The sequence below is a fragment of the Maribacter zhoushanensis genome, from assembly GCF_029350975.1.
Taxonomy (GTDB): Bacteria; Bacteroidota; Bacteroidia; order Flavobacteriales; family Flavobacteriaceae; genus Maribacter; species Maribacter zhoushanensis.
The window spans coordinates 504,410-528,818 of record NZ_JARKMR010000003.1 but is presented as its reverse complement, the minus strand read 5'-3'; the positions used below and the strand labels follow the sequence as shown (position 1 = coordinate 528,818).

Annotated in this window: 25 protein-coding genes and 1 pseudogene; 20 read left to right on the top strand and 6 right to left on the bottom strand. The window is 34.1% G+C overall.

What is annotated here, in order from left to right:
• Positions 1–175 precede the first annotated feature (175 nt).
• Together PXD56_RS12695 and PXD56_RS12690 are read left to right on the top strand one after the other, a co-directional pair.
• Positions 176–607 carry a BLUF domain-containing protein gene (locus PXD56_RS12695; protein WP_276493717.1) on the top strand — a complete coding sequence of 144 codons (432 nt, stop codon included), beginning with the start codon at positions 176–178 and terminating at the stop codon, positions 605–607.
• A gap of 206 nt (positions 608–813) precedes the next feature.
• A complete protein-coding gene (locus PXD56_RS12690) occupies positions 814–1,257 on the top strand; it encodes a response regulator (RefSeq protein ID WP_276493716.1) in 444 nt (147 codons plus the stop codon).
• Between the two features lie 185 nt (positions 1,258–1,442).
• Here the strand turns inward: PXD56_RS12690 and PXD56_RS12685 are convergent, their stop codons facing one another.
• The 6 genes from PXD56_RS12685 to PXD56_RS12660 all read right to left on the bottom strand — a co-directional run bounded on the left by PXD56_RS12685 (position 1,443) and on the right by PXD56_RS12660 (position 7,767).
• Positions 1,443–2,438: a helix-turn-helix transcriptional regulator gene (locus tag PXD56_RS12685; protein ID WP_276493715.1), complete on the bottom strand. Its 996-nt coding sequence runs from the start codon at positions 2,436–2,438 to the stop codon at positions 1,443–1,445.
• Complete coding sequence (locus PXD56_RS12680; RefSeq protein ID WP_276493714.1) at positions 2,429–2,590, bottom strand: hypothetical protein; 162 nt, start codon at positions 2,588–2,590, stop codon at positions 2,429–2,431. Before PXD56_RS12680 ends, PXD56_RS12685 begins: the two co-directional genes overlap by 10 nt.
• Positions 2,591–2,713: 123 nt before the next feature.
• Complete coding sequence (locus tag PXD56_RS12675; RefSeq protein ID WP_276493713.1) at positions 2,714–4,645, bottom strand: sensor histidine kinase; 1,932 nt, start codon at positions 4,643–4,645, stop codon at positions 2,714–2,716.
• Between the two features lie 130 nt (positions 4,646–4,775).
• Positions 4,776–5,216 (bottom strand): response regulator, encoded by a 441-nt coding sequence (locus PXD56_RS12670; protein ID WP_036156688.1) that lies wholly within the window; start codon positions 5,214–5,216, stop codon positions 4,776–4,778.
• Positions 5,217–5,254: 38 nt separating this feature from the next.
• The gene (locus PXD56_RS12665) at positions 5,255–5,797 is read right to left on the bottom strand and encodes a helix-turn-helix domain-containing protein (protein WP_276493712.1); all 543 of its coding nucleotides are present in this window, start codon (positions 5,795–5,797) and stop codon (positions 5,255–5,257) included.
• 317 nt (positions 5,798–6,114) lie between these two features.
• On the bottom strand, positions 6,115–7,767 hold the full coding sequence (locus tag PXD56_RS12660; RefSeq protein ID WP_276493711.1) for a PAS domain-containing sensor histidine kinase: 1,653 nt from the start codon (positions 7,765–7,767) through the stop codon (positions 6,115–6,117).
• Positions 7,768–8,137: 370 nt separating this feature from the next.
• Here PXD56_RS12660 and PXD56_RS12655 point away from each other — a divergent pair, with 370 nt between their 5' ends.
• From PXD56_RS12655 to PXD56_RS12570, 18 genes and pseudogenes are all read left to right on the top strand, one after another.
• Positions 8,138–8,998 carry a sigma-70 family RNA polymerase sigma factor gene (locus tag PXD56_RS12655; RefSeq protein WP_276493710.1) on the top strand — a complete coding sequence of 287 codons (861 nt, stop codon included), beginning with the start codon at positions 8,138–8,140 and terminating at the stop codon, positions 8,996–8,998.
• A 372-nt stretch (positions 8,999–9,370) separates the two neighbouring features.
• The gene (proC, locus tag PXD56_RS12650) at positions 9,371–10,186 is read left to right on the top strand and encodes a pyrroline-5-carboxylate reductase (protein WP_276493709.1); all 816 of its coding nucleotides are present in this window, start codon (positions 9,371–9,373) and stop codon (positions 10,184–10,186) included.
• Positions 10,179–10,967, top strand: a complete 789-nt coding sequence (gene proB / locus PXD56_RS12645) for a glutamate 5-kinase (RefSeq protein WP_276493708.1) — start codon at positions 10,179–10,181, stop codon at positions 10,965–10,967. Before proC ends, proB begins: the two co-directional genes overlap by 8 nt.
• Positions 10,967–12,166 (top strand): glutamate-5-semialdehyde dehydrogenase, encoded by a 1,200-nt coding sequence (locus PXD56_RS12640; protein WP_276493707.1) that lies wholly within the window; start codon positions 10,967–10,969, stop codon positions 12,164–12,166. The genes proB and PXD56_RS12640 overlap by 1 nt, the downstream gene beginning before the upstream one ends.
• Positions 12,167–12,198: 32 nt before the next feature.
• The gene (locus tag PXD56_RS12635) at positions 12,199–13,062 is read left to right on the top strand and encodes a GNAT family N-acetyltransferase (RefSeq protein ID WP_276493706.1); all 864 of its coding nucleotides are present in this window, start codon (positions 12,199–12,201) and stop codon (positions 13,060–13,062) included.
• A 177-nt stretch (positions 13,063–13,239) separates the two neighbouring features.
• Positions 13,240–13,923 (top strand): NUDIX hydrolase, encoded by a 684-nt coding sequence (locus tag PXD56_RS12630; protein ID WP_276493705.1) that lies wholly within the window; start codon positions 13,240–13,242, stop codon positions 13,921–13,923.
• A gap of 83 nt (positions 13,924–14,006) precedes the next feature.
• On the top strand, positions 14,007–14,831 hold the full coding sequence (locus PXD56_RS12625) for a sugar phosphate isomerase/epimerase family protein (RefSeq protein WP_276493873.1): 825 nt from the start codon (positions 14,007–14,009) through the stop codon (positions 14,829–14,831).
• Positions 14,832–15,003: 172 nt separating this feature from the next.
• Positions 15,004–15,510, top strand: coding sequence for a hypothetical protein (locus PXD56_RS12620; protein WP_338088460.1), 507 nt, complete (start codon positions 15,004–15,006; stop codon positions 15,508–15,510).
• Between the two features lie 734 nt (positions 15,511–16,244).
• The gene (locus PXD56_RS12615; protein WP_276493703.1) at positions 16,245–16,628 is read left to right on the top strand and encodes an endonuclease domain-containing protein; all 384 of its coding nucleotides are present in this window, start codon (positions 16,245–16,247) and stop codon (positions 16,626–16,628) included.
• Positions 16,629–16,696: 68 nt separating this feature from the next.
• Positions 16,697–16,919: pseudogene (locus PXD56_RS12610) on the top strand (hypothetical protein).
• A 1,045-nt stretch (positions 16,920–17,964) separates the two neighbouring features.
• Positions 17,965–19,239: a metal-dependent hydrolase family protein gene (locus tag PXD56_RS12605; protein WP_276493702.1), complete on the top strand. Its 1,275-nt coding sequence runs from the start codon at positions 17,965–17,967 to the stop codon at positions 19,237–19,239.
• A gap of 41 nt (positions 19,240–19,280) precedes the next feature.
• Positions 19,281–19,682, top strand: coding sequence for a serine hydrolase domain-containing protein (locus PXD56_RS12600; RefSeq protein ID WP_276493701.1), 402 nt, complete (start codon positions 19,281–19,283; stop codon positions 19,680–19,682).
• Positions 19,679–21,043, top strand: a complete 1,365-nt coding sequence (locus tag PXD56_RS12595; RefSeq protein ID WP_276493700.1) for a serine hydrolase — start codon at positions 19,679–19,681, stop codon at positions 21,041–21,043. Before PXD56_RS12600 ends, PXD56_RS12595 begins: the two co-directional genes overlap by 4 nt.
• 588 nt (positions 21,044–21,631) lie before the next feature.
• Entirely contained in the window at positions 21,632–21,862 is a 231-nt protein-coding gene (locus PXD56_RS12590) for a hypothetical protein (protein WP_276493699.1), read from the top strand.
• Positions 21,863–22,141, top strand: coding sequence for a membrane protein insertion efficiency factor YidD (yidD, locus tag PXD56_RS12585; protein WP_276493698.1), 279 nt, complete (start codon positions 21,863–21,865; stop codon positions 22,139–22,141). It abuts the gene before it with no gap.
• Between the two features lie 110 nt (positions 22,142–22,251).
• The gene (locus PXD56_RS12580; protein WP_276493697.1) at positions 22,252–22,395 is read left to right on the top strand and encodes a hypothetical protein; all 144 of its coding nucleotides are present in this window, start codon (positions 22,252–22,254) and stop codon (positions 22,393–22,395) included.
• A gap of 341 nt (positions 22,396–22,736) precedes the next feature.
• The gene (locus PXD56_RS12575) at positions 22,737–23,255 is read left to right on the top strand and encodes a DUF4365 domain-containing protein (protein WP_276493696.1); all 519 of its coding nucleotides are present in this window, start codon (positions 22,737–22,739) and stop codon (positions 23,253–23,255) included.
• A 95-nt stretch (positions 23,256–23,350) separates the two neighbouring features.
• Positions 23,351–24,331, top strand: coding sequence for a hypothetical protein (locus PXD56_RS12570; RefSeq protein ID WP_276493695.1), 981 nt, complete (start codon positions 23,351–23,353; stop codon positions 24,329–24,331).
• Positions 24,332–24,409: the final 78 nt, after the last annotated feature.

Genomic DNA, 24,409 nt, shown 5'->3' with positions numbered 1-24,409 from the left:
TCTAAGCAGACGGTCGGAGGTTCGAATCCTCCTGCGATCACTCAAAAGCCCCTTCTAGGGGCTTTTTTGTTGCCTAATATTTGCGTAACCCTGTCTTTTACTATCTTTTTTAAATGGTGTACTACATTTTTTAGCATTTTTATTATTTTTGCCCATTAAGGATAATTTCAACAATATGTATACATTGACATATGAATCTGTTGCCACGAATAAATTAAAAACCCCGGAAATGGAGGAGCTTCTTGAAAAAGCTCGTGCCAATAATAAAAGGGACGATATTACAGGATGCCTTATATATTACAAAGGAGGCTTTGTTCAACTTTTAGAAGGTAACAAAAAAAAGATCAATGAACTTTATGACAAGATCAAAAAAGATCCAAGGCATAAAAATGTTACTTTGTTCTCTGACGATGAAATTAGCGAAAGGACTTTTCCTAATTGGGGAATGGCCTATTACCCTATTGACGAGAACAACACTACTAAATATGAGTATGAACAATTTAAGAGAAACCTAATTTTAATGGCAGACCTTATTGAATCTACCAATGTTACTTCAAAACAATTCTGGAAGAAAATTAAAACCATGATCTCAGAACCACCTATGTAACTCCAAATTTCATGTATACATTTTAACTCAAAATAGTAATATGCCCTCTTATGCTTACGTTATAAATTAGGTATTGAGCTATTTTTAAAATCAATCGCATCATTGAAGAACACCCTCAATTTTTATCTTGCTTTTGAATTTTGAAAGAAATTCTTACTTCAAGTTTTTTTGAAGAAAAATATTTAGAGTTTAAATTATAAATTGCCATGAGCAAAACTGTACTAAATGTCTTCCTAGCTGATGATGATAGTGACGACAGAACATTTTTTTCTGATGCATTGAGAGAAATCCCAATACAAACTAAAATAACTGAGTTTAATAACGGTGTAGACCTAATGGCGGGTTTACTATCCAACGATATTGAAAAACCAGATGTTATCTTTTTAGATTTAAAGATGCCTATGATGGATGGATTTGAATGTCTTGCCGATATTCGTGATCTTGAAAAATATGCAGATACTCCAGTGATTATTTATTCCACTTCATATCACCCAAAAGAAATTACCCGCCTAGATGAAATGGGTGCGTCTTTATATCTACAGAAACCATCTTCATATAATCAGCTTAAAACGCTCTTACATAAATGCCTTAGATACGTAGATAACTCTGAGCATAACAAACTAGAAAGAGAGTTTGTCATTTCTATTTAAGCAACTATTTACTATTATTCACATTAATGCAAATTACTAACTAATTCAGTTTAGTTGGTTATCTAATTTCTATCACACTCTAATTCTCAAACTACCTTTTTTTATAGTGTGCTTTCTACATAATTGCATAAAACAAAAAAAGCCAGCTCTATGGAGCCGGCCTTATCATTTTCACATATTTTATCTTATGCCGAAAGCGATACGTTTCTAATATTCATTAAGTATGCCTTTGGTGTACATTTAAATTTGTTTCTAAAGATTTTAGAAAAGTAACTTCTACTTGTAAAACCTATTGAATATACAATCTCTGAGATGTTCATATCAGAAGTCTGTATTAATTCTTCAGCTAGGATTAATCTTTCATTTCTAATAAAGTTAGTTACCGTAGTACCTTCCATTACTTTAAATCCTTCTTGTAGTTTTGTTGGTGAAAGACCATATTCTTTGCTCAAATCTGTTACCGTATAAGGAAACTCTGGCTTTCTTTTTATTGCATTGACCGCTTCTTCAATTCTCAACAACTCTTTTTTGGTCAACATAGTAGATACCTGACCACTGTTCTCAATATCTTGCTTACAATGTAAAATCTCTAATGCTAAAGTGAAGTTTACAATACCTTCAATTAGTAGTTTTCTAACCAAACCTACCTGGGTAATTGATCTAATCTGTAATAACTGTTCTTTTATTTTAAGGTTAAAGGTCCCAATATGAGCACTACCATCTTCATTCAAAAACTGCGTAAACAATTTCTCGTACAACTCGTTATTATTAGCATTTTTGGTTAACGCCTCGCCATCTTGTGTTACTTTAATAATAGACAAGTTAGACTTGGTCCCTTCTCTTAATTTTATATTGATATTTTCATTAGAACCACCTACAACTACTGTTTGCAAAGCTTCTACTTTACTATTTTCTTTTCCTTTAGAAAATCTAAAACTACCTTCCAAGCAGTATATAAAGTATAGACTACGATTTTGATCTAATTTTAAATCGAAATTAAAATCATCGTTCAAATCCAAATCATATTCTGTATAAGAAATTCCTGACCCTAATGAAACGGTCTGTATTCTACCTGTTCCTTTATCGTTATCATATTGAAGAATACGATCTCCTTGAAAACTAGAAATACTTCCTCCTAATACACTATTGAAATAACTTAACTGATTATGGACTACTTGCATGATATATTGTTTATATGGTTATTATTTAATGTAGCCTCTTGTGCTTTAAAAGCATCTGAAGAACTAGAAGTATTTACTTGTATAGTTGAAGCTTGGTTGCAAGAACTTTTGCTTCTTACTGCACCTACTCTAGCAAATCGAAGATTATTCATAAAGGCTTACATTTCTTGTTGATACAAAGATGCGGCCAATATCGAGTAATTGTGTTACAACATTTTTAGAAGCTGTTACACAATTTTAAGAAGACGGATTAAAATGATGTAATACACCTTAGATTATAGTAATGTAGGAAGATAAACAGTAAATTCTGCTCCTTTATCTAATTCCCCCTTGGCCATAATTGTTCCATTATGGGACTGGACAATTTTCTTACATATAGATAACCCCAACCCAGTACCAGAGAATTCTGTTTTACCATGTAAGCGCTGGAAGATTTCGAAAATTTTCTCTTGGTATTTTTTTTCAAACCCTATACCATTATCAATGAATTGCAGTTTTACGTAATTAATGCTTGGCAGTAAAGTCTCAACTTCTGTTTTGTTTCCACTGACTATACTACCCAAAATTTTAATATTAGGCTGCACACCTTCTTTTACGTATTTGAGAGAATTACCTATAAGGTTAGCGAATAATTGCTCTAATTGAAATTGAACACCGTTTACCACCGGTAAGCTTACCGATTCAATTTGAGCATTTAAATCATTGATACGCTCCCCTAAATCTTCCAAAACATTTTTCAATACATCATTTAAGTCTACTCTTTTGGGCTGCTCACCTACCTCATCTACTTTTGAATAAGATAAAAGGTTATTAATGAGGTTACGCATTCTATCAGAAGAGTATTTGATTTTGGACAAATACCCTTGGGACCTATTACTTAAACGCCCCTCTTCTTCTTCATCTAATCGACTAACGAACATCTGTATTTTACGTAGAGGTTCTTGAAGGTCATGACTGGCCACGCGATTAAATGCCTCCAAATCAGCATTTGTACGTTTTAATTCTGTATTCTTTATCTGGAGTATAGATTCTGCTTCAATTTGTTTGGTGACGTCCCTGATAACACCAACCATATACCAACTTCCTTCTTTCTGATAGCATTCACCAATAGTGTTCATATATCTTAACTCTTGAGATTTTGTATAAACACGAAATACCGAGTCAGTTTTGGATTTATTTCTTCTAGCTACCTTAAAACTAGATTTTACTTTTTCAATATCATTTGGATGTAAAAATGTTAGCAGGCGATCATATTTATTATCAAACTCATTGGGATCATAACCAAACAATCTATAAACGTTATCAGAATACTTTATTTGATCTTCGACCAAATTCCATCTAAAGCTCCCAATATTAGCTACGTGTTCAGCCTCTGATAACAACCTGTTTTGTATAAATAACTGCGCTTCATATTTTTTTTCTTGAGTAACATCTTTAGAGAACAGTATAAGCCCATCATTCATTTTAACCGCCTTGGTGGTTAGCCATACGGACTCTTCATTGAAAATGAACTCTTTTGTATATTCTTTATTTTCACCGGTTGTATAACATTCTGCTAAAATTTCTAGTACCCCATTTTCCGAGTTTTTGGGGTAATATTCTAAAATGGTCTTACCTTCTACAAAAGCAGAATCGTCGTTGGCTATCTCTCCTATACGATTATTGATATAGTCAATACGAAAGTCATTGACATTGCCTGTAGTATTAAGTACCGGTTTCAAATACGTAATAATACTATCATTACTATCTAGAACCCGTATACCAAAAAGATTAAAAATTTCAAGTTCTCTATTTCTTGACTTTAAATTACCTAAAGGAAGCTTAGATTCATTATCGGTTATAAATTTCGGCTTAATTAAAGATAAGGCGAACAAAAGACCTTTATGAAAAGATCTTATTCTAACATGATAATTAAGTATACTAACTGCTTCCTTAACTATAATACTAAAATTTTCATCTTCACCCGTTTCAAGAACCTTATTAGCCAAAATTAAAAGTTCATCATATTTCACGATTTCTTCTAAAGTATAATTTTCATTACTATCAGAAGAGATCACAAAGAAACTTTGCGCTTGTTGGTTTGCATACTTAACAAGGTATTCTTTTGCATTTAAAGAATTAGGCACCAATGGCTCAGTATATAATACAGCAGTGTCGGCATTATCTACCATTGTTTTAAAAATGTCATCTACTAAACTATTCTCCATACTATATAACTTTTCAAGCCTTTGTTAAGGTACTGCGAAATAAATGATTATGATACGACTTGCTTGGTGCTAAAACAAAAAAAGTTGTTCCTAATGAAACAACTTTAATACTATAATGGGTGTAAAGAACTTAAATTTTTAATAAAAAATTCTCCTTTTTAAAATCGTTTAAGTGATATGCCCAATTCATTTTAACTACTTGCTTTAATGACTTTTTAAGCTCACTAAAACTTGAAGGTTTTTTAATGTAAATATTGGCTCCTTTTTCAAAGGTTTCTTCAATATCTCTTTCCGCAGAAGATGTAGAGTAGATCGCTACTAACAAATCTTTTAAATGAGGTGTACGTCTTATTGCTTCCAAACACTCAAACCCGTTCATGATCGGCATATTCAAATCTAGAAAAACCAAATCTGGCGTATTATCGGTGTCGCTAAGCAAAAATTCCATACAACTTTTACCGTTCTCTAACTGGCGTAGCTCTGTATTGAGTTCAACTCCCTCCAATGCATCTGCAAAAAACTGTCTGTCGTCTTCATCGTCATCAACGAGAAGTATTTTTAATTTATCCATTTTCACTATTCATGTATTGAAAAGAAGAACCGTTCTTCTTACCTTTTTCTAAACTTCATGTATTGGGTGATGGTTAACCCAGTTACTTTTTTGAATTGATTTGACAAATGAGGAACACTGCTAAAATTTAAGTCGTGAGCAATCTCACCTAAACTTGTATTCTCTAATAGCACTAATTCTTTCACTTTTTCTATGCGTACTAAAATATAAAAATTCTCTATTGAGGTAAATGTTTTACTAGAAAATAAATTAGAAAGGTATGGGTAACTAAACCCCAATTGATTAGAAAGTAATTCTGATATTTTTACATTTCTAATGTCTCCCTCATAAACCATTTTCTTAATGTAAATCTTGATTTCTTCAACAATATCACGATTTTCTTTCGTCTGAACTTTTACACCAAAACTATTAAGTTCCTTTATGATAAATTGAAGCTTGTCATCACTTAAATCATCTGGTAGCTTAACAGTATTGTCATGCAAAATTTCAAAATCAACTCCTGCAGCGATCATTGTTCTTTGAAATATTTCATTAACCATTTTTTCAGGGCCATATATGAAACTATATTCCATTAAATACATCAATATTAGTTCGCCACATTTAAGCTGGTAAAATTATCGTTTTAACCATAGATACTATAACAAAATACAATAAATTATTACCACAATTAAGCCTGAATCAAAAAAAGTGTCGAATTGTAGGTTTTAACCTACTTTACGTTCTTCTGTATTAGTGAATCACAGCTAAAATCTTATTATTCAGTAAAAATTAATGCGCCGCATGCCGGTATATTCATCTTACCGGTCCAGTTTTTAGCATCTGTATTCTTTTCTACAACCTTTACATTGTCTTCAGAAAGCTCTAAAATACTTTTGTCATTTATTTTAAACGTGATGTTCTATTGTGCTTTGGGCATTACAATTACAAAAACAGAGCCTTCATTTAATTTTCCCGTAGCGCTTATCACTCCAAAATGGTTTTGTACAATTTTCTTCACAATTGCCAATCCTATACCGGTACCAACATATTCTTGCTTGGAATGTAAACGTTGAAATACTTCAAAAATCTTTTCTGCAAACTGTTCATCGAACCCAATACCATTATCGGTAATGGTTATTTGAACGTATTCTTTTTTGTTTTTTAAACTACTATCTATGGAATTCGCATTTTTAATGATTGTAGTATCTATAGTAATTTCAGGAGAGACATCACTCTTTGCGTACTTTATAGAATTAGATAATAGATTATACATTAACTGTCTAAACTGAAAGGGCACTACCTCTAATTTACAAGATTTCAGCAAAGTAATTTTACCATGTTTATGATTAAGCTCATCCCCTAAATCATTTTTTACATCTGCAATTACTTCTTTTAAATCCACAACTTCAAACACCCTCTTTTCAGTGTCCGTTCTAGAATAAGAAAGTAAATCATTGATGAGTGACTGCATTCTGTTCGCAGCAGATTGTATTTTTTCAAATTTCGCCTTACCAGATGTGGACAATTTATCAAACTCATTCTCCATCAACACCTCAGCGAACATTTGTATTTTACGTAACGGCTCTTGTAAATCGTGACTAGAAATATATGCAAAGGACTGTAGTTCTTTGTTCATTGCCTCTAGCTTATCATTACTATCCGCAAGCTCTTTGGTACGTATATCTACTTCTTTCTTTAGATGGTCAGAAAATGATTTTTGCTTATCAATATTCATGCCCGTACCAATGAAACCAACCATTTTACCTTCTTCAAATTTAGGAGCTCCTAAAACTTTGAACCATTCGTAATTACCGGTTTCTTTTCTTTTAACGCGATATTCTAGGGCAAAATCGGACTCATCTTCAACAGCTTTTCCAAATCCTTTGAAAACAACATCCAGATCATCAGGGTGCACCACATCTATCCAAACTTGACCTGTAAAGTCAGATTCATTTTCTACACCTACATAATCTAACAAGGCACGATTAGAATATTGAATATTAATTTCATTATCAGTAATCCATATCCAAACCGGTGATAAATTTGCAACTTCTCTAAACCTGCGTTCACTTTCCTTTAAACGTCTTTCTGCCAATACAGCTTCTGTTGTATCTGTTACAATTACCAAGACGCCAGAAACGCTACCAGCTTCATCCTTTACCGGACTATAACTAAATGTCCAATAAACATCTTCCATTTGACCGTTACGAAAAATAGGAACCATCAAATTCTCCTTCCAGATAGACTCCCCTTTTTCGGTTACTATTTTCAGCATAGGTTCTACATCCGTCCAACTTTCAGACCAAGCTTCCTTTCCGTTTAACCCTAATATCTTTGGATGTTTACCATCATCTCCCAAAATAGGTCTATAAGCATCATTGTAAAAGCTTTTTAAAGTATCTCCCCAAAACAAGAACATAGGAAAAGGTGAGTTCAACATGATGTTCAAGGTAATGCGCAAACTCTGTGGCCAACCATCTGGTTCACCTAACGGAGTAAGAGACCAATCTTTTTCTCGCATTAGCCTACCCATTTCACCACCATCATCAAGAAAATGAAATTTTTTGTTCATAATAATGCAGAATTAAAGTCTCTAAATTAAGGATTAAAACGTTGAATATACAGTTATAAATAGCAATACAATAACAACATAAAACTGAATCACGTATTCAAATAAATATTTACAAATTAAATAATTTAGTAAGTAAAGATTTGACTCAATACAATTGAATTAGGCATTATACACTTTTTAATGCCTATTTATAAGTTTCAAGAAGTATTCTCTATAAAAAAGCTAAAAACCAAATTTTTCAAAAACCATCATTTTTAGCTCAAAAACAAGCAAAAAACCCTTTAAAATAGTCAAATAAATCACAAAATAGATCAATTTCTTGCATTTTAACGAAATTATACTATGTTATAATTTAACCTTAATTTATTCTATGCGACAATTAAAGATCACCAAACAAATTACGAACAGAGATGCTAAATCATTAGAAAAATACTTTCAAGAAATCAGTAAAATAGATTTGATTACTGCTGATGAAGAAGTAGAATTGGCAAAAAAAATTCGTGAAGGTGATCAGAAAGCGTTAGATAAATTGGTGAGTGCCAATCTAAGGTTTGTAGTATCTGCGGCAAAGCAATATCAAAATAGAGGTCTACGTCTTACAGACCTTATAAACGAAGGTAATTTAGGTCTGGTAAAAGCCGCGAAACGCTTTGATGAAACTAGGGGATTTAAATTTATATCCTATGCTGTTTGGTGGATTCGTCAATCTATACTTCAGGCACTATCGAACAAATCTCGACTTATACGTTTACCACAGAACAAGATTGCGGTCAGTTCTAAAATCTATCAAGTATACTCTGCTCTAGAACAAGAAAACGAAAGAGCACCTAGTGCTTCTGAAATTGCAAAAGAATTAGATATGAATGTTTCAAAAGTAAAAAGTTCTTTGAAAAATTCAGGTAAATCCATTTCATTAGATGCTCCCTTTAAAAATGGGGAATCGTCATCTCTATATCATGTTCTAGAGTCTACTAAATTGAATAGCCCAGACAAAGAGATGATGGCAGAATCATTGGAAACCGATATTAATCAAGTTTTAAAGAAAATACCTGAAAGACAAGGCGATGTTATTCGTCTGTTCTTCGGTCTTGGCAATCAGCCCGCTATGAGCTTAGTTGAAATAGGTGAAGTTTTTGACGTTACCAGAGAACGTGTACGTCAAATAAAAGATAAAGGTTTAAAATCTTTACGCCGCACGTCTAATACAGAAATTCTACGCGCTTACCTATAAAACACTACCCCCATCACAAAGCTAAAACTAGCATACTTTTTATTATTAACACCTTTTAAAATAGAATAACACAAGCTTAACAACTCTAATTTGGAGTTGGTAACACATATGTTATGTTACTATTTGAAACATCACTACATGAAATTATTTTACATCAAGAGAGAAAGCAACACCAAAGAATTGTACAGAACACGCAAAGGACTAAAAAAGTCTAAGGTTACCTCAATCACAAAATACTTTATGGGTATACCTATAAAAACTTTACACACCTACAGACAAATATATTACAGACATAAAAACAACGCTGTCGAAAAAATGTTATTTATCTAATTATAAAGTCATACATATAATCCAATAATTAAAATTGAATTCATGAAAATACTAGTAATAGGAGCCGGCAACATGGGCTTGACTTATGCAGAAGGCATGTCGAAATCAAAATTACTTAAGAAGAGAAATATAATGGTGCTAGATACTTCTGAAGAGAAGCTAGAGGCATTACGCGAGAACCCACAATTTGATGCTTTTGATGACTTAAAGAAATGTGCCCCAGAGGCAGATATCATTTTTATAGCGGTCAAACCCTATCATGCAGAAAGCGTATTTTTAAAATTAAACCCTCTTGTAAAACCTGGTCAAATTCTTATTTCCATTATGGCAGGGGTTACTATGGATACGATTAAAAACTTAACCGGACTCACAAAAATAGTACGTGCCATGCCTAATTTACCGGCACAAATTGGTAAAGGGCTGACTTCATTTGTTGCTTCTGAAGATGTTACCAGAATTGAGTTACTGACTATAGAAAGTCTACTGGACACTACAGGTAAATCTGTTTTGGTTAGTGATGAGAATTTCATTGATGCCTCTACAGGTATTTCCGGTAGTGGTCCTGCATATGTATTTTACTTCATGCAGAGCATGATGGAAGCTGCTCTAAAAATGGGCTTTACCCCAAAGGTTTCAAAAGTATTGGTAGCACAAACATTTACCGGTGCCATTGAGCTTTTTAATCAAAACGAACTTTCCCCAAACTCTTGGATGGACAAAGTTGCCAGCAAAGGTGGTACTACACGGGCAGCGCTAGATTCTATGGAAAATAACAATGTAGGAGAATTGATAAAAGAAGCAGCGTTCGCAGCATTTGAACGTGCAGTAGAACTTGGAAAAGAAAAAGTAAATGTATAAACAGAAAATAGTAATTAAGGTAGGCACTAACGTAATGACCAATAAGGACAATCGTATTGTGAGACCGGTATTGCGAAATTTGGTACAACAAATTGCAGAATTATATGAAAGAGATATTATAACCGTGCTAGTTTCTTCTGGCTCCGTTATTGCGGGGCGTGAAGTTTTAGGTGCCTCATCTATTGAAGATGATACACAACGCAGACAAGTATACTCGGCTATTGGGCAACCGCGTATGATGCGTTTATATTATAATATTTTTCATGATTACGGTATGAAGTGCGCTCAAGTATTACCGACAAAGCGAGATTTTACGCCAGGCGTGCATAGACAGAATATGATTGATTGTGTAGAAGGATTATTATCTGAAGGTGTAATTCCTATTGCAAATGAAGATGATGCAGTTTCGGTTACCATGAGTATGTTTTCAGATAATGATGAGCTAGCAAGTTTAATTGCACAACTTATTGACGCAGACAAAATGATTATCCTAACAGATATTGACGGTCTTTATACCGGTCACCCAAATGCAGAAAGCAGTAATCTTATAACTCATGTGAACCCTGAAGAAAATCTAGATAAATTTATTCAGGATAATGCTAAGAAAGCAGGAGAAGGCCGTGGTGGCATGGGGTCTAAATTAGATTATGCTCAACAGGCAGCAGCCAAAAATATACCGACATACATTGCCAATGGTAAAAAAGAGCGTACAATAATTGATATTATAGAAGGAAAAAATGTGGGTACAAAAGTAACCCTAGAAGAAAAAGTAGAAGCATAATGAAAATAATTTCAACGGAAATAAAAAACAAGGTTTTAAACAGCATGATGCGTCTTTTGGATGAAAACCGAAGTAGCGTATTAGACGCTAACAAGAAAGACCTTAATCTTTTTGAGAAAGATAATCAAGCCATGTACGATAGGCTTATCGTAACCAACAACAAAATTGACGGTATGATCGGTTCTATAGAAAAGGTAATGTCTCAAGACGATCCCGTGGGTAAAGTAATTTCTCAACAGCACTTAGATAACGGGTTAGACATCTGTAACAAAACAGCTCCTTTTGGTACAATAATGATTATTTATGAATCTAGACCAGATGTCACCATAGAAGCTGCGGTTCTTGCTTTTAAAGCAAACAATAAAATTCTTTTAAAAGGCGGTAAAGAAGCGCTGTACAGTAATACCATTCTGGTAAAACTTTGGCATAAGGCTCTTGAAGAAAACGGATTATCAGAAGCGTTTATTCAACAATTGACCATGAATAGGGAAGAAACGCAAGAGTTTTTAAGAAACCCAACTGAAAAACTTGATCTTATAGTACCAAGAGGAGGTGAACGTTTGATCAGTTTTGTAAAAGAACATGCCAAATGTGCTGTTTTGGTGAGCGGTAGAGGTAACAACTTTTTGTTTGTAGATAAAGAAGCTGATTGGGAGAAAAGCATAAAAGTCATCATGAACGCCAAAACCGAGAAAATATCGGCTTGCAATGCTCTTGACAAAATATTGATCAATTCTAAAATTGAGAATTACGAGCAAAAACTAACGGATATTTACCAACTTTTAAATGCAAATGGTGTAGAAACATTAGTAGATACAAATGTAAATACTGTTTTAAAAGACGCACAACGCATTCAAGATGATGCTATCTGGCAGGAAGAATTTCTTGCTATGAAGTGTTGTCTAGGTGCAGTTGAATCTTTAGATGAAGCAGTTGAAAAAATAAATGATAATTCTGGCGGACATTCTGCTACAATTATGACCTCAAATAAAAACACGGCCCTACAATTTATGGAAGAAGTAGACTGTGCGGCTGTATACCAAAATGCATCAACGCGTTTTACAGATGGCGGACAAATGGGTGTTGGTGCAGAATTGGCTATTAGTACAGACAAATTGCATCACCGTGGTCCTTTAGGGTTAAAACAATTGGTCACCAACAAATATTATGTATTTGGTGATGGTCAAATTCGTAAATAGTTAACGCAATTTTTATCTGATAATCGAAATTTATGTTCGAAACAATTGAAAACATAGACGGTGCTTTGGTTTACCATGGCAACATGCATAAACGTATTTATTTCTCTCAATCCGATAATGTTGACTTGGACAACTTGCTTCAAAAAATGAAGACTCTTGCAAACGAGAAGCAATATGAAAAAATTCTAAGTAAGACAACCGAAGAAAAAGCAGCTATTTTAAAGTCAAAAGGCTTTGAGATAGAAGCCAAAATTCCAGGTTTATATAATGGCACCACTGATGGTTATTTTCTAGCGGATTATATCAACAAAGAACGCCATGGGTATAATGATAAAATAGCTAAGACCATTGCTACAGTAAAATCTATTGCCCAAGCTGCCAACAAACCAGATTCTGATTCCTATTTTCATATGCCTGAAAATATGATCCTAAGAGAGCTTGCGAGCAATGAGTTTCATTTGCTTGAAACTTTGCATAACAAAGCATATAAATATCATCCAAATCAAATTAAAGATGTAACCTATTTCTCAAAGCTAAAAGAATTAAATCATCAGTTCTATGGGCTTTTTCAAAATGGACAATTACTTGTTTCCGCCATCATTGGCATTAACAAAGAAGAGGGTAATATGGAAATTGTAGATTTTGTAACACACCCAGATTACAGAGGCCAAAATCTATCATACTTCTTGGTGCAAGACATTAAGGAGAAAATGAAAAGTTTTGCATGCAAAACTATATATACCATGGTTAGATCTACATCTTACGGATTAAACATTACCTTTAGTAAGCACGGGTTCATTTTTGCCGGAACCTTGAAGAATAATTGCATGGTCAGAGATACTTTAGAAAGTATGAATGTCTGGTATTTTAAAGAGCCAGAACAAAGTAGACCGTAATCTTATTTAATTTAGATTTTTAAAATGTGCCGATGTGAATATGAACTATTCATATCGGCACATTTTATCTATTGTCTCATTTAATTACAATAATCCTTTGAAAACCCGTTATTTTATGCTTTATTTGAAAATCACAACTAAAAATTATCAAATTCACTAACGAGAGGTGCAAAAAATATGAAATTCATTCCTAACCTTTCTTATGACTGTGTAATATTTGGTTTTAATGGTAAGACATTAAAAATTTTAATTCTAGAATATCACAATACGGGCTTATTTGCACTTCCGGGGGGATTTATCAAAAAAGACCAGAGTTTAAAAGACGCCGTAAACAAAGGTGTAGAAGATAGAACGGGGCTTACAAACGTTTTTATGGATCAGTTTCAGGTTTTTGATAAACCCGATAGAGCCAATGTTTTTGATATGCGCCGCATCTTAGAAGGTAACAACAAAGACCTAGAAGAAAATAGTTGGATGCTAGAACGCTTTTTAACGGTAGGGCATTATGCGCTTATTAATTATGAAGATGTAGATCCAAAACCAGACCACCTTTCTGATAGTATTGGTTGGTATGACATTGATAATGTACCACAATTAATGATGGATCATAACGAAATTGTAGATAAAGCGCTTGAGGTACTTCGTAACAACATCAGTGAAAAATTAATAGGTATGAATTTACTACCTCAAAAATTTACGATGAAGCAATTACAACAAGTTTTTGAAGCCATTTTAGACCAGACGTTAAGACGCACAAGTTTTCAACGCAAAATGTTATCGTTAGACATCTTAGAACGACATGAGAAACTTTTTGAGGGCAAAGCGCATAAAGCTCCATACCTCTACAGCTTTAAACAATAAAACTAACACGCTCAATTAATACAACAACAATGAACAAATCAACATTAAACAACTTTTTAAAATGTACCGTTCTCGCAGCTTTTATGTTCGGCACATTGACCACCTACGCCCAAAAGAAATTTGGCGGTCTTGCACTTTACACGGTTAGAGACGATATGGGTACAAATGCAAAGGCTACGCTACAGGCAGTTTCAGATGCAGGTTATAAAAACATTGAAGCAGCCGGTTATGAAGATGGCAAGTATTATGGTATGACTCCTGCAGATTTTAAAGACTTATTAAAATCTTTAAAATTAAAACCTATCAGTACGCACCAAAGTGCAGTAACTCTTGACAATGCAGATAAAATGATGTCAGATGCCAAGACTGCAGGTTTTAAATATTTCGTAGTTCCAATTCCTCCAATGGGTATGTTTACCTTCAACCAAGAAGACAGAACTATGGGTATGACAGGCACTGTAGAAGACTTGGCAAAAATTTTAACCACACTTGGTGAAAAGGCAAATAAAGCAGGGTTAAAATTATTATACCACAATCATGATTTTGAATTCAAGAAGAATGCTGAAGGTATTGTACCAATAGACTATTTATTAGAAAATATAGACCCTAAATTATTGAACTTTCAGATGGATTTATTTTGGGTTACCAAAGCAGGTGCCAACCCTATTGCTTATTTCAACAAGTACCCAGGTCGTTTTAAAATATGGCATGTTAAAGATATGGACGAACAAGGTAGGTTTGCCCCGGTGGGTACAGGTTCTATAGGGTTTAAAAATATCTTGACGAACAAAGAGCTTTCTGGAATGAAGTACTATATGGTTGAGCAAGATATGACCTTTGACGGCTTAAAACCTTTAGACGCCATTAAAATTAGCCATGAAGGTATTAAAGAAATAGGTTTTAAATAATAATTAATACCAAACAACGGAGAATGCCCCGAAGAGATTTTTCTCTTTGGGGTTTTCTTTTTTTACAAACTACCATTAAACCTTTCTCCTTTAAAACAGTCATAACCGTTTATAAAAATATGTTCCTATTTTTGCTAGGCCAATGCCAATTTATAAATAATACAAAATGAGAATGACCACAAGTTTACGTATGAGAATTATTCACCGCTACCTAGGTTTCTTTTTAGCCGGTATCATGGCTATGTATGCCATTAGCGGAATTATCATGATTTACAGAAATACTGATTTTCTGAAAAGTGAAAAAATTATAGAACGTCAGTTACAACCAAATTTAAAAACTGCTGAACTTAGTGGTGCACTACGCATAAAAGGAGGTGTAAAACCCGAAAAGACCGAGGGCGACATTGTTTACTTTAAACAAGGCCAGTACAACACTGCTACAGGTATGGCTACTATAAAAAAGATGGAACTTCCTTTTATTTTAGATAAAATGGAACACCTTCATAAAGCAACAACGAATAGCCCCGTATATTTTCTGAATATATTTTTCGGACTCTCATTGCTGTTTTTCGTAGTCTCCTCTTTTTGGATGTTTATGCCAAAAACTACAGTGTTTAAAAAAGGTCTATATTTTTCATTAGGCGGCATAGTGTTGACTATTATACTACTATTCGTATAGCTTGAAAATATTTTCTAATACTAAAACCGCTCTTTCTAGCAACCAACAAAAACGCAATTCTCCCCTCCTGGGAGGGGATTAAGGGGTGGGTACTACGATGCAAAATGTTTAACTTCAAAACGCCATTCTCACCAATTTCAAAAACCAAGTAATCATTCAATCTTCCAACCTACAAACTACCCACCCCTAGCCCCTCCCAAGAGGGGAATAGATTGTGACTATAAAAAAATTTTTAGATAAAAAAAAGCGAAGTAACTGCTGTAAAACCCAATCCCCAAAACACCTGAAATTTCAAAACCAAATACGAAACCTCCCCTCCCGGGAGGGGATTGAGGGGTGGGTGCTATGGTGTACTAATTTCAATTACAAACGCCACTCTAACCAAATTCTAAAACCAAGTAATCATACACTATTCTGACTCACAAACTACCCACCCCTAGCCCTTCCAGAGTTAGGAATAGATTGTGACTATAAAAAATTTTTTTTAGATAAAAAAAAAAGCGAAGTAACTACTGTAAAACCCAATCCCCAAAACACCTGAAATTTCAAAACCAAAAATGAAAACCTCCCCTCCCGGGAGGGGATTGAGGGGTGGGTGATACGCTGATATAATATACTTTAGCTATATTCCATAAAATTTCTCTTATGAAAACAAAGCCTTCTTTAAACTATAAGTACACAATTGAAAATGTATTTATTTATACTCCAGTGGAGTTCAAAGGTTAAATCTTACGATGAGAAAAATCATTCCTTACAATCCAAAATTGGTTGAACTGGCTAAAAAGCTAAGGAACAATATGACCTTAGGTGAAATTGCGCTATGGCGAGAAATTAAAGGCAAAAAACTGGGTCAAAAATTTAGTAGACAGATTCCTATTGACCAATATATAGTAGATTTTTATTGTAAAGAACTTCAACTCGCCATAGAAGTAGATGGTAGTATTCACTTTAAAGAAGGACATGAAGAAAGAGATAAGAGAAGACAAGCACGCTTAGAATCTTTAGGCGTACATATGCTAAGGTTTTCAGATACCGACGTAAAGAATAACCTATCACATGTTATGGTAGAAATTAAAGAGTATATTGAAGAATTGGAACGAAGAGATACCCACAGCTAGCCTCTCAAAACAGCAAAAAGAATTCTGACTAAATTAATTTCCAACAACTTGCAAGAATATAAATAACTATGAAATTAAACTTATTATCATGTAATGCCCCAAGACCTGACAAACGAGCGATAGTGCAATGCATCTCCGAAATTTCGCCGAACATGAGTAATTCACTCGCTAGTGAACTTACAAGTATATTTAGAAGGCGATGCAGTAGATATTGACGTTGATGATAAAAACTCTGGTTCAGCTTTAAGGGCTTTGAGAAAACTTAGTATCGACTATGAAATCATAGAATAAAACACCCACCCCTAGCCCCTCCCAAGAGGGGAACAGATAGTGACTATAATTTAGCTTTTTAGATAAATAAGAAAAACTAGTAGTTCTAGAAACAGAAGCTCCCAACGAACTAAAAATTCGCAAATAGAAACGAAATCCTCCCCTCTTGGGAGGGGATTGAGGGGTGGGTGCTATGGTGCACAATGTTAAACTTCAAACGCCACTCTAACCAAATTTTAAAACCAAGTAATCATTCACTATTCTGACTCACAAATTACCCACCCCTAGCCCCTCCCAAGAGGGGAACAGATAGTGACTGTAATTTGATTCATAGATACATTTAAAGAAAGAGCAGTTGTAGAAACAGAAGTTCCCAACAAACCAAAAATTCACAACCAAAAATAAAATCCTCCCCTCCTCGGAGGGGATTAAGGGGTGGGTGCTACGATGCAATAATTTTAAATTACAAACGCCATTCTCACCAAATTCTAAAACCAGGTAATCATTCACTACTCTAACTCACAAATTACCCACCCCTAGCCCCTCCCAAGAGGGGAACAGACCGTGACTGTAATTTGATTCATAGATACATTTAAAGAAAGAGCAGTTGTAGAAACAGAAGTTCCCAACGAACCAAAAATTCGCAAATAAAAACGTAATTCTCCCCTCCTCGGAGGGGATTGAGGGGTGGGTTCTACGGTGTACAATGTTAAATTACAAACGCCACTCTAACCAAATTCTAAAACCACGTAATCATTCACTATCCTGACTCACAAACTACCCACCCCTAGCCCCTCCCGAGAGGGGAACAGATTGTGAGTATAAAAAATCTTTTTAGATAAAAAAAAGCGAAGTAACTACTATAAAACCTAATCCCCCAAAACACCTGAAATTTCAAAACCAAAAATGAAATCCTCACATCCTGAGAGGGGATTAAAGGGGGATCCGCTGGATAATAACAAACCCCATTTCTTCCATAAAAACAAGAACGTATACCACTTATTTTCACTACTTTCATCTAATATTATCCAGCTGAATAAATACCATTAAAATCAACCATTATTAAATGAAAAATCTCTTACTACTAGCACTACTTTTTACTTCTTCAATATCCATTCATGCCCAATCCAAATTGATTAAGGCAGATTCGTACTTAAATGTTAGAACTGGTAAATTAATCTCTCCAGCTAATCTTCTAATCGAAAACGGAACTATAAAATCCATCAACCCTAAGACATTGCCTAACGATGTAGAAACTGTAGACCTAACCGGTAAAATCTTACTGCCCGGTCTAATGGATATGCACGTGCATTTAGATGGCGATTTTAGAGGGAACTGGGACTATGTCTATAAAGAAAGTGCCAGTCAAGGTACTGTAAGGGCAATTGTGAATGCTGAAAAAACATTAATGGCCGGTTTCACCACCATAAGAAGTATAGGCCAGTTGCATATTACGCCAGAGCTTATAGATGTTGCAGTTTCCGAAGCTTCTGACAAAGGAATGATAAAAGCACCCAGAATCATTCCATCGGGACATATGATTTCTATTAATGGCGGGCATGGTGATATTTCGTTAGGGCTAGCCGAAGGGTTGGTTACCGTTGGGCCTAATGACGGCATCATCAATGGAAAATATGACGCCATTGAAGCGGTACGCTACCAAATTAAGCATGGGGCTAAATTCATTAAAATGCACGCTACTGCTGGTGTGCTATCTATGGAAGATGCTATTGGTGCACAACAATTAAGCAAAGAAGAAATGAAGACCATTGTAGATGAAGCTTCTAGACATCATATTAAAGTTGCCGCCCACGCACATGGTACAGAAGGCATTAAAGAGGCAATAAGAGCTGGTGTGTATTCTATTGAGCATGGATCTATTATCGATGATGAGGGTATTCAGTTAATGAAAGAAAATGGAGTGTATTTAGTTCCTACAAGGGGTCTAGCTACTATCATTGAACCTATGATAGACAAAATGGACCCCGTAATGGCCGGTAAAGCAAACTACGTAATGCCAATCGCCAAACAAAACCTTATAAAAGCTATCAAGGCAGATGTAAAAATTGCTTTTGGCACAGATACTCCTATAATCCCTCATGGTAAAAATGCAATTGAATTCGCTGCATTGATAGAATGTGGCATGAGTAATAAAGAAGCAATTAAAACAGCAACCACTAATAGTGCAGAAATGTTAGAACTTACCGATCGTGGTGAAGTAAAAGAAGGGTTACTGGCAGATATTATTGCAGTAGATACCAATCCTATAAATGACATCTCCACTTTAGAGAATGTAAAATTTGTGATGAAAGGCGGAGTCATTTATAAGAATGAAAAATAAAAATGCTTACTCATAAAATAATCAATCAAAAAACGAATTGCATGAAAACAGCGCAACCAATTTTAATCAGAACTATCGTTTTAAATTTATTCTTATTATTATTTACAGGGACTATGGCTTTCAGTCAAACGCAGGCTGAACAGATAGATGAGCTTCTAGAAGAATATCTATCTTTTGACAAATTCAATGGTTCTGCCCTAATTGCCAAAGATGGAAAGGTTATTTTAAAAAAGGGATATGGTATGGCAAATATGGAATGGGATATTCCCAATAGCCCTAATACCAAACACAGATTGGGTTCTGTAACCAAGCAATTTACCGCCATGCTTATATTGCAATTGGCAGAAGAAGGCAAATTAGATCTTCAGGCACCCATAACCACCTACTTACCTAATTACCCAAAAAAAAAAACGGAGACCAAATTACCACCCATCATTTATTGACCCACACTGCCGGCGTACCTAATTACACGGCATTCCCTAAATTTTTTGAAGAGGATAGTCGCAACCCTTATACCCCAGAAGAGTTTACCGAAAAGTTTCAAGATATGGAGCTGGAATTTACTCCCGGTGAAATGTTTAACTACAGTAATTCCGGTTATTTTTTATTGGGATTTCTAGTTGAAAAAATATCCGGTAAAACGTATGAAGAAATGCTAGAAGAGAAGATATTTCTTCCATTAGGAATGAAAGAATCGGGATTTGACCATCATTCTGCCATCCTAAAAAATAGAGCTACAGGTTATGAGAAAAATGGCAACGAGTTCATCAATTCTCCTTACTTAGATATGTCTATCCCATATGCGGCAGGTTCTCTTTATTCTACCGTTGAAGATTTATATCTGTGGGACCAAGCTTTATACACCAACAAATTGTTATCCCAAAAATATATGGATATGTATTTTAAACCGTTCATACCTGCATTTGGTAGTTTTCATTATGCCTACGGATGGATGGTTGGTAATGAAGCCATAGGTAACACAACCGATAGTATTGCGGTAATTTCCCATGGTGGTGGTATTAACGGATTCAATACACAAATTTCAAGGTCGCTCTCAGACAAGTCATTAATTGTGCTTTTAAATAATACAGGTGGTGCGCCCTTAGGTCAAATTACACAATCTATACTTGGTATTATAAACAATAAAAGTTATAACCACCTAAAAGCTCCATTAGCATCTAAACTTTTAAAGGTTATAGAAACGAAAGGTATAGATGAAGGAGTTGCATATTTTAAAAAGAATAAGGATAATAAAGATTTCGATGTCAATGAAAATGATATGAACAACGCGGGGTATCAACTATTGGGGTCTGACAAAACAAAAGAAGCTATTCAAGTTTTTAAACTGAACGTAGGTGCGTATCCAAAATCATCTAATGCATATGACAGTTATGCCGAAGCATTAATGATATCAGGTGATAATAAAGGAGCTATAGAGAATTACACAAAAGCGGTAGAACTGAACCCTGGCAATCAAAATGCGATAGATATGCTTACTAAATTAGGTGTTGACACCAGTAACTTAACAAAAGAGTTTGAAGTACCAGGAGCACTATTAGAAAGCTACGTAGGTGTTTATGAATTAATGCCCACTTTTAAAATTACAATTATCAAAGAAGGAAATCAATTGAAGGCACAAGCAACTGGGCAACCTATAATGGATATTCTCGCCAAATCGAACGATACTTTTTACATAAAAGAGGTAGGTGCTCAAATTCAGTTTATAAATGATGAAAATGGGAATATAGGAAGCTTGACCCTATTTCAAAACGGTCAGGAAATGAACGGTAAAAAGGTAGAGTAATGTGAGTTTAATATGTCTATTGTACTACCCACCCCTAGCCCCTCCCAAGAGGGGAACAGATAGTGATTGTTATTTAGCCTTTTAGATAAATAAGAAAAACTAGTAGTTCTAGAAACAGAAGCTCCCAACGAACAGAAAATTCGCAAATAAAAACGAAATCCTCCCCTCTTGAGAGGGGATTAAGGGGTGGGTGCTATGGTGTACAATGTTAAACATCAAACGCCACTGTAACCTAATTCCAATACCAAGTAATCATTCACTATTCCAACCCCAAAATACCCACCCCTAGCCCCTCCCAAGAGGGGAACAGATAGTGACTGTGATTAAACTTTTTAGAAACATAAGAAGAAATAGTAATTATAGAAACAAAAGCTCCCAACCAACCAAAAATTCGCAAATAAAAACGAAATCCTCCCCTCCTGGGAGGGGATTGAGGGGTGGGTGCTACGGTGTACTAATTTTAATTAAAAACGCAGCTCGGTATATTCTCTTTACACCTTTTTTATTTTTCTGACAGTATTACGGAAACCCGTAAGCAAATGAACTTTAAGCTTCTTTAATTTGTTAGCAGTAATAAAAATAAAAAATATGAAGTATAAAGTAGTACCCTTTGTAGCAGCTATAGAATTCAAAAATGGCACATCTGACCACGTAGCACAACAATTAGAAGCTTTAATAAACAAATACGCGTTAGAAGGTTGGAACTACATAAGACTTGAGGGAGTCTCTACATATGTCGGACCTGATAATGGATGTTTTGGTTTTGGTGGAAAACCCGGTTATTCAACAACAAAACAAATGGTTGTTTTTAGCAAATAAATGAAATACCTACTCATATTAATAATTAAAACTTACTGGATAATCATTCCAAAAAATAAGCGCAGAAAATGCATTTTCAATAAATCTTGCTCCAATCATGTTTATGATGAAACCATAGCACATGGTCTAATTATCGGATTAAAGGAATTGAATTTTAGAATTAAAAATTGTCAACCTGTATTTGATATTTTTAGAGATGATACAACTGGAAAAAGAAAAATGATCTTAAGAACAGGAATTATAGTCGACGAACATGAAATAGCTGAAAGATTAAAATAATTACATATCTGAATAAACCGACTACTACTGCCTAAGCATACGGAAACCCGTAAATAAACTTTAAACCATTCTTTTAAATTGAATACTAACTTTTATAAAAAATATCAACTATGATTACATTAGCAATAGGAGCACCACAAGTAATACTAATTCTTCTAGTTCCAGTAGCAGTTTTTTTTCTAGGCTATACTATGGGGAAAAAAGCTGGATATATAAAACGAGTTAAAGAATCTGAAAACCAAAAAATTGAATAAAACCAGTTAAAAACTAATTTTGAATTTGATGTGAAATCACTCCTAACCAAAAACGAAATTCTCCCCTCTTGGGAGGGGATTGAGGGGTGGGTGCTACGGTGCACTAATTTTAATTACAAACCCAGCTCGTTTTATTCTCTTTACACCTCTTTTATTTTTCTGACAGTTTTACGGAAACCCGTAAGAAAATATACCGTAAACTTCTTTATATTGCAGTACCAAGCAAAGTACTCTCCCCTACCACTTTAGCTGAAATATTGCACATATACCATACTATTTACGAATATGTGTAATTGTGCACAAACACAATTGTTGTGCATAATGACGAAACTGAACTCTTAATGACAGAAGAACAGATAAAAGAAAAACTTTCAAATGCTTTTGTAGCTGTTGTAGCCAACTACAATGGTTACAAATTGCAGGTTCCTGATGATACAGGTGGAGTTGACTTTTCTGTTACTTATGACAAAATTTTAACTAGAAATGGTAAAACAAGACATATTCATTCAGGACAATATGTTGAGTTACAGCTTAAATCTACTGAAGAACATAGAATTATTTTTGAAGATGACCATTTGAAATATGATTTAGAAGCTAAAACATATAACGACTTAATAGAAAGATTTAACGATGGAAATGCACCACTTGTTTTAATTTTAGCTATACTACCAGATAACAAAAACCAATGGGCTGAAATTGGAGAAATAAATTTAAATATGAATCAGCGTGTTTACTATTTTTACCCACAGGTAGGAATGGTACAAACACAAAATCAAAATACCATAAGAATAAATATTCCGTTTGAAAATAAAATTGGAATGGACTTTTTTCAAACCTTATTTGCGGAACATTACGGATGATAACAAACACGAAAATAATATCATACATTACGAATCGGGAATGGATTCTAAATAAAGAAACTGACAAGTTTCAATTTTTTCGTGCACCTAATTCTTTGGGATTTGAAGAGGAATATTTACTTCCAATACCAAAAAACCCTGAAAGTTCTGATTATACAAAGTTTTTAAAAAATACTTTAAATCTTTTAGCAGACATTTATGAAATTTCTATCGAAGAACTTGAAGTTATAATTGAAGAAGATAATGCAATTTTATCTATTAGAATTCACGATAATCAAACTGAAGACGGAAAAATTGGATTTAAGAGGTTTGAGGAATTAATTGAAGGTTTAAAAGATTTATTAGTTGACACAGCTTCATTTGTTATGAATCCTGACATTCAGATTAATTCAAAACCAGCAGAAGCATATAGATATTTGAACTATTGTAAGTTTCTTCAAACGGAAGTAGGAAGCTTTATTGCTAAAATAGAACTGCCTTCGGATGAAATTATAAGAGAACCACAATTGTTTGATGCACCGATTATTGCAAATCAAATAAACACCAAATTAAAATCTGTCCTTTCTTATGTTCAGAATTCCGTTTTTAACTCTAACGGACAATTTGATGAAAATCATCTAGAAGAAAATCAAGAAAATATCAATCTCAATCTATTAAAGGATATTGAAAAGATTTATGATAAAACTGAAAGTAGAAATATTGAATTCTATTTTAGTGATATCCAAGATTCTGTAAAAATAAATACAGAAAATATCTATAATGATAATCTTATAAAACTTACAAACTTAATAGAAAGTATTAATGAAAGTTTAAGTGAAGAAAATCAAAGAACTTTAGTCGGTCGAATTATTACTTTAAAGTCTGCTGACCCAGAAGGAGAAAGAAATGAAATTACATTTGGTAGTCTTTTAGACAATATGCCAATTAAAGTAAAAGCTAGCTTAAGTAGAGAAAATTATCAAGAAGCTGTTGATGCACACAAGGATAAAAGAAATATTCAAATAACAGGCGTCTTGAAAAAACTGAAAACTATGTACAAGTTTATTGAAGTACAAGAATTTCAAATTCCGGAATAAAAATCACTATGCACAAAACCGTGTATAATTTATTGCTATTTCTAGCCTACTTACGGAAATCCTTTTTAATGTTTTGTT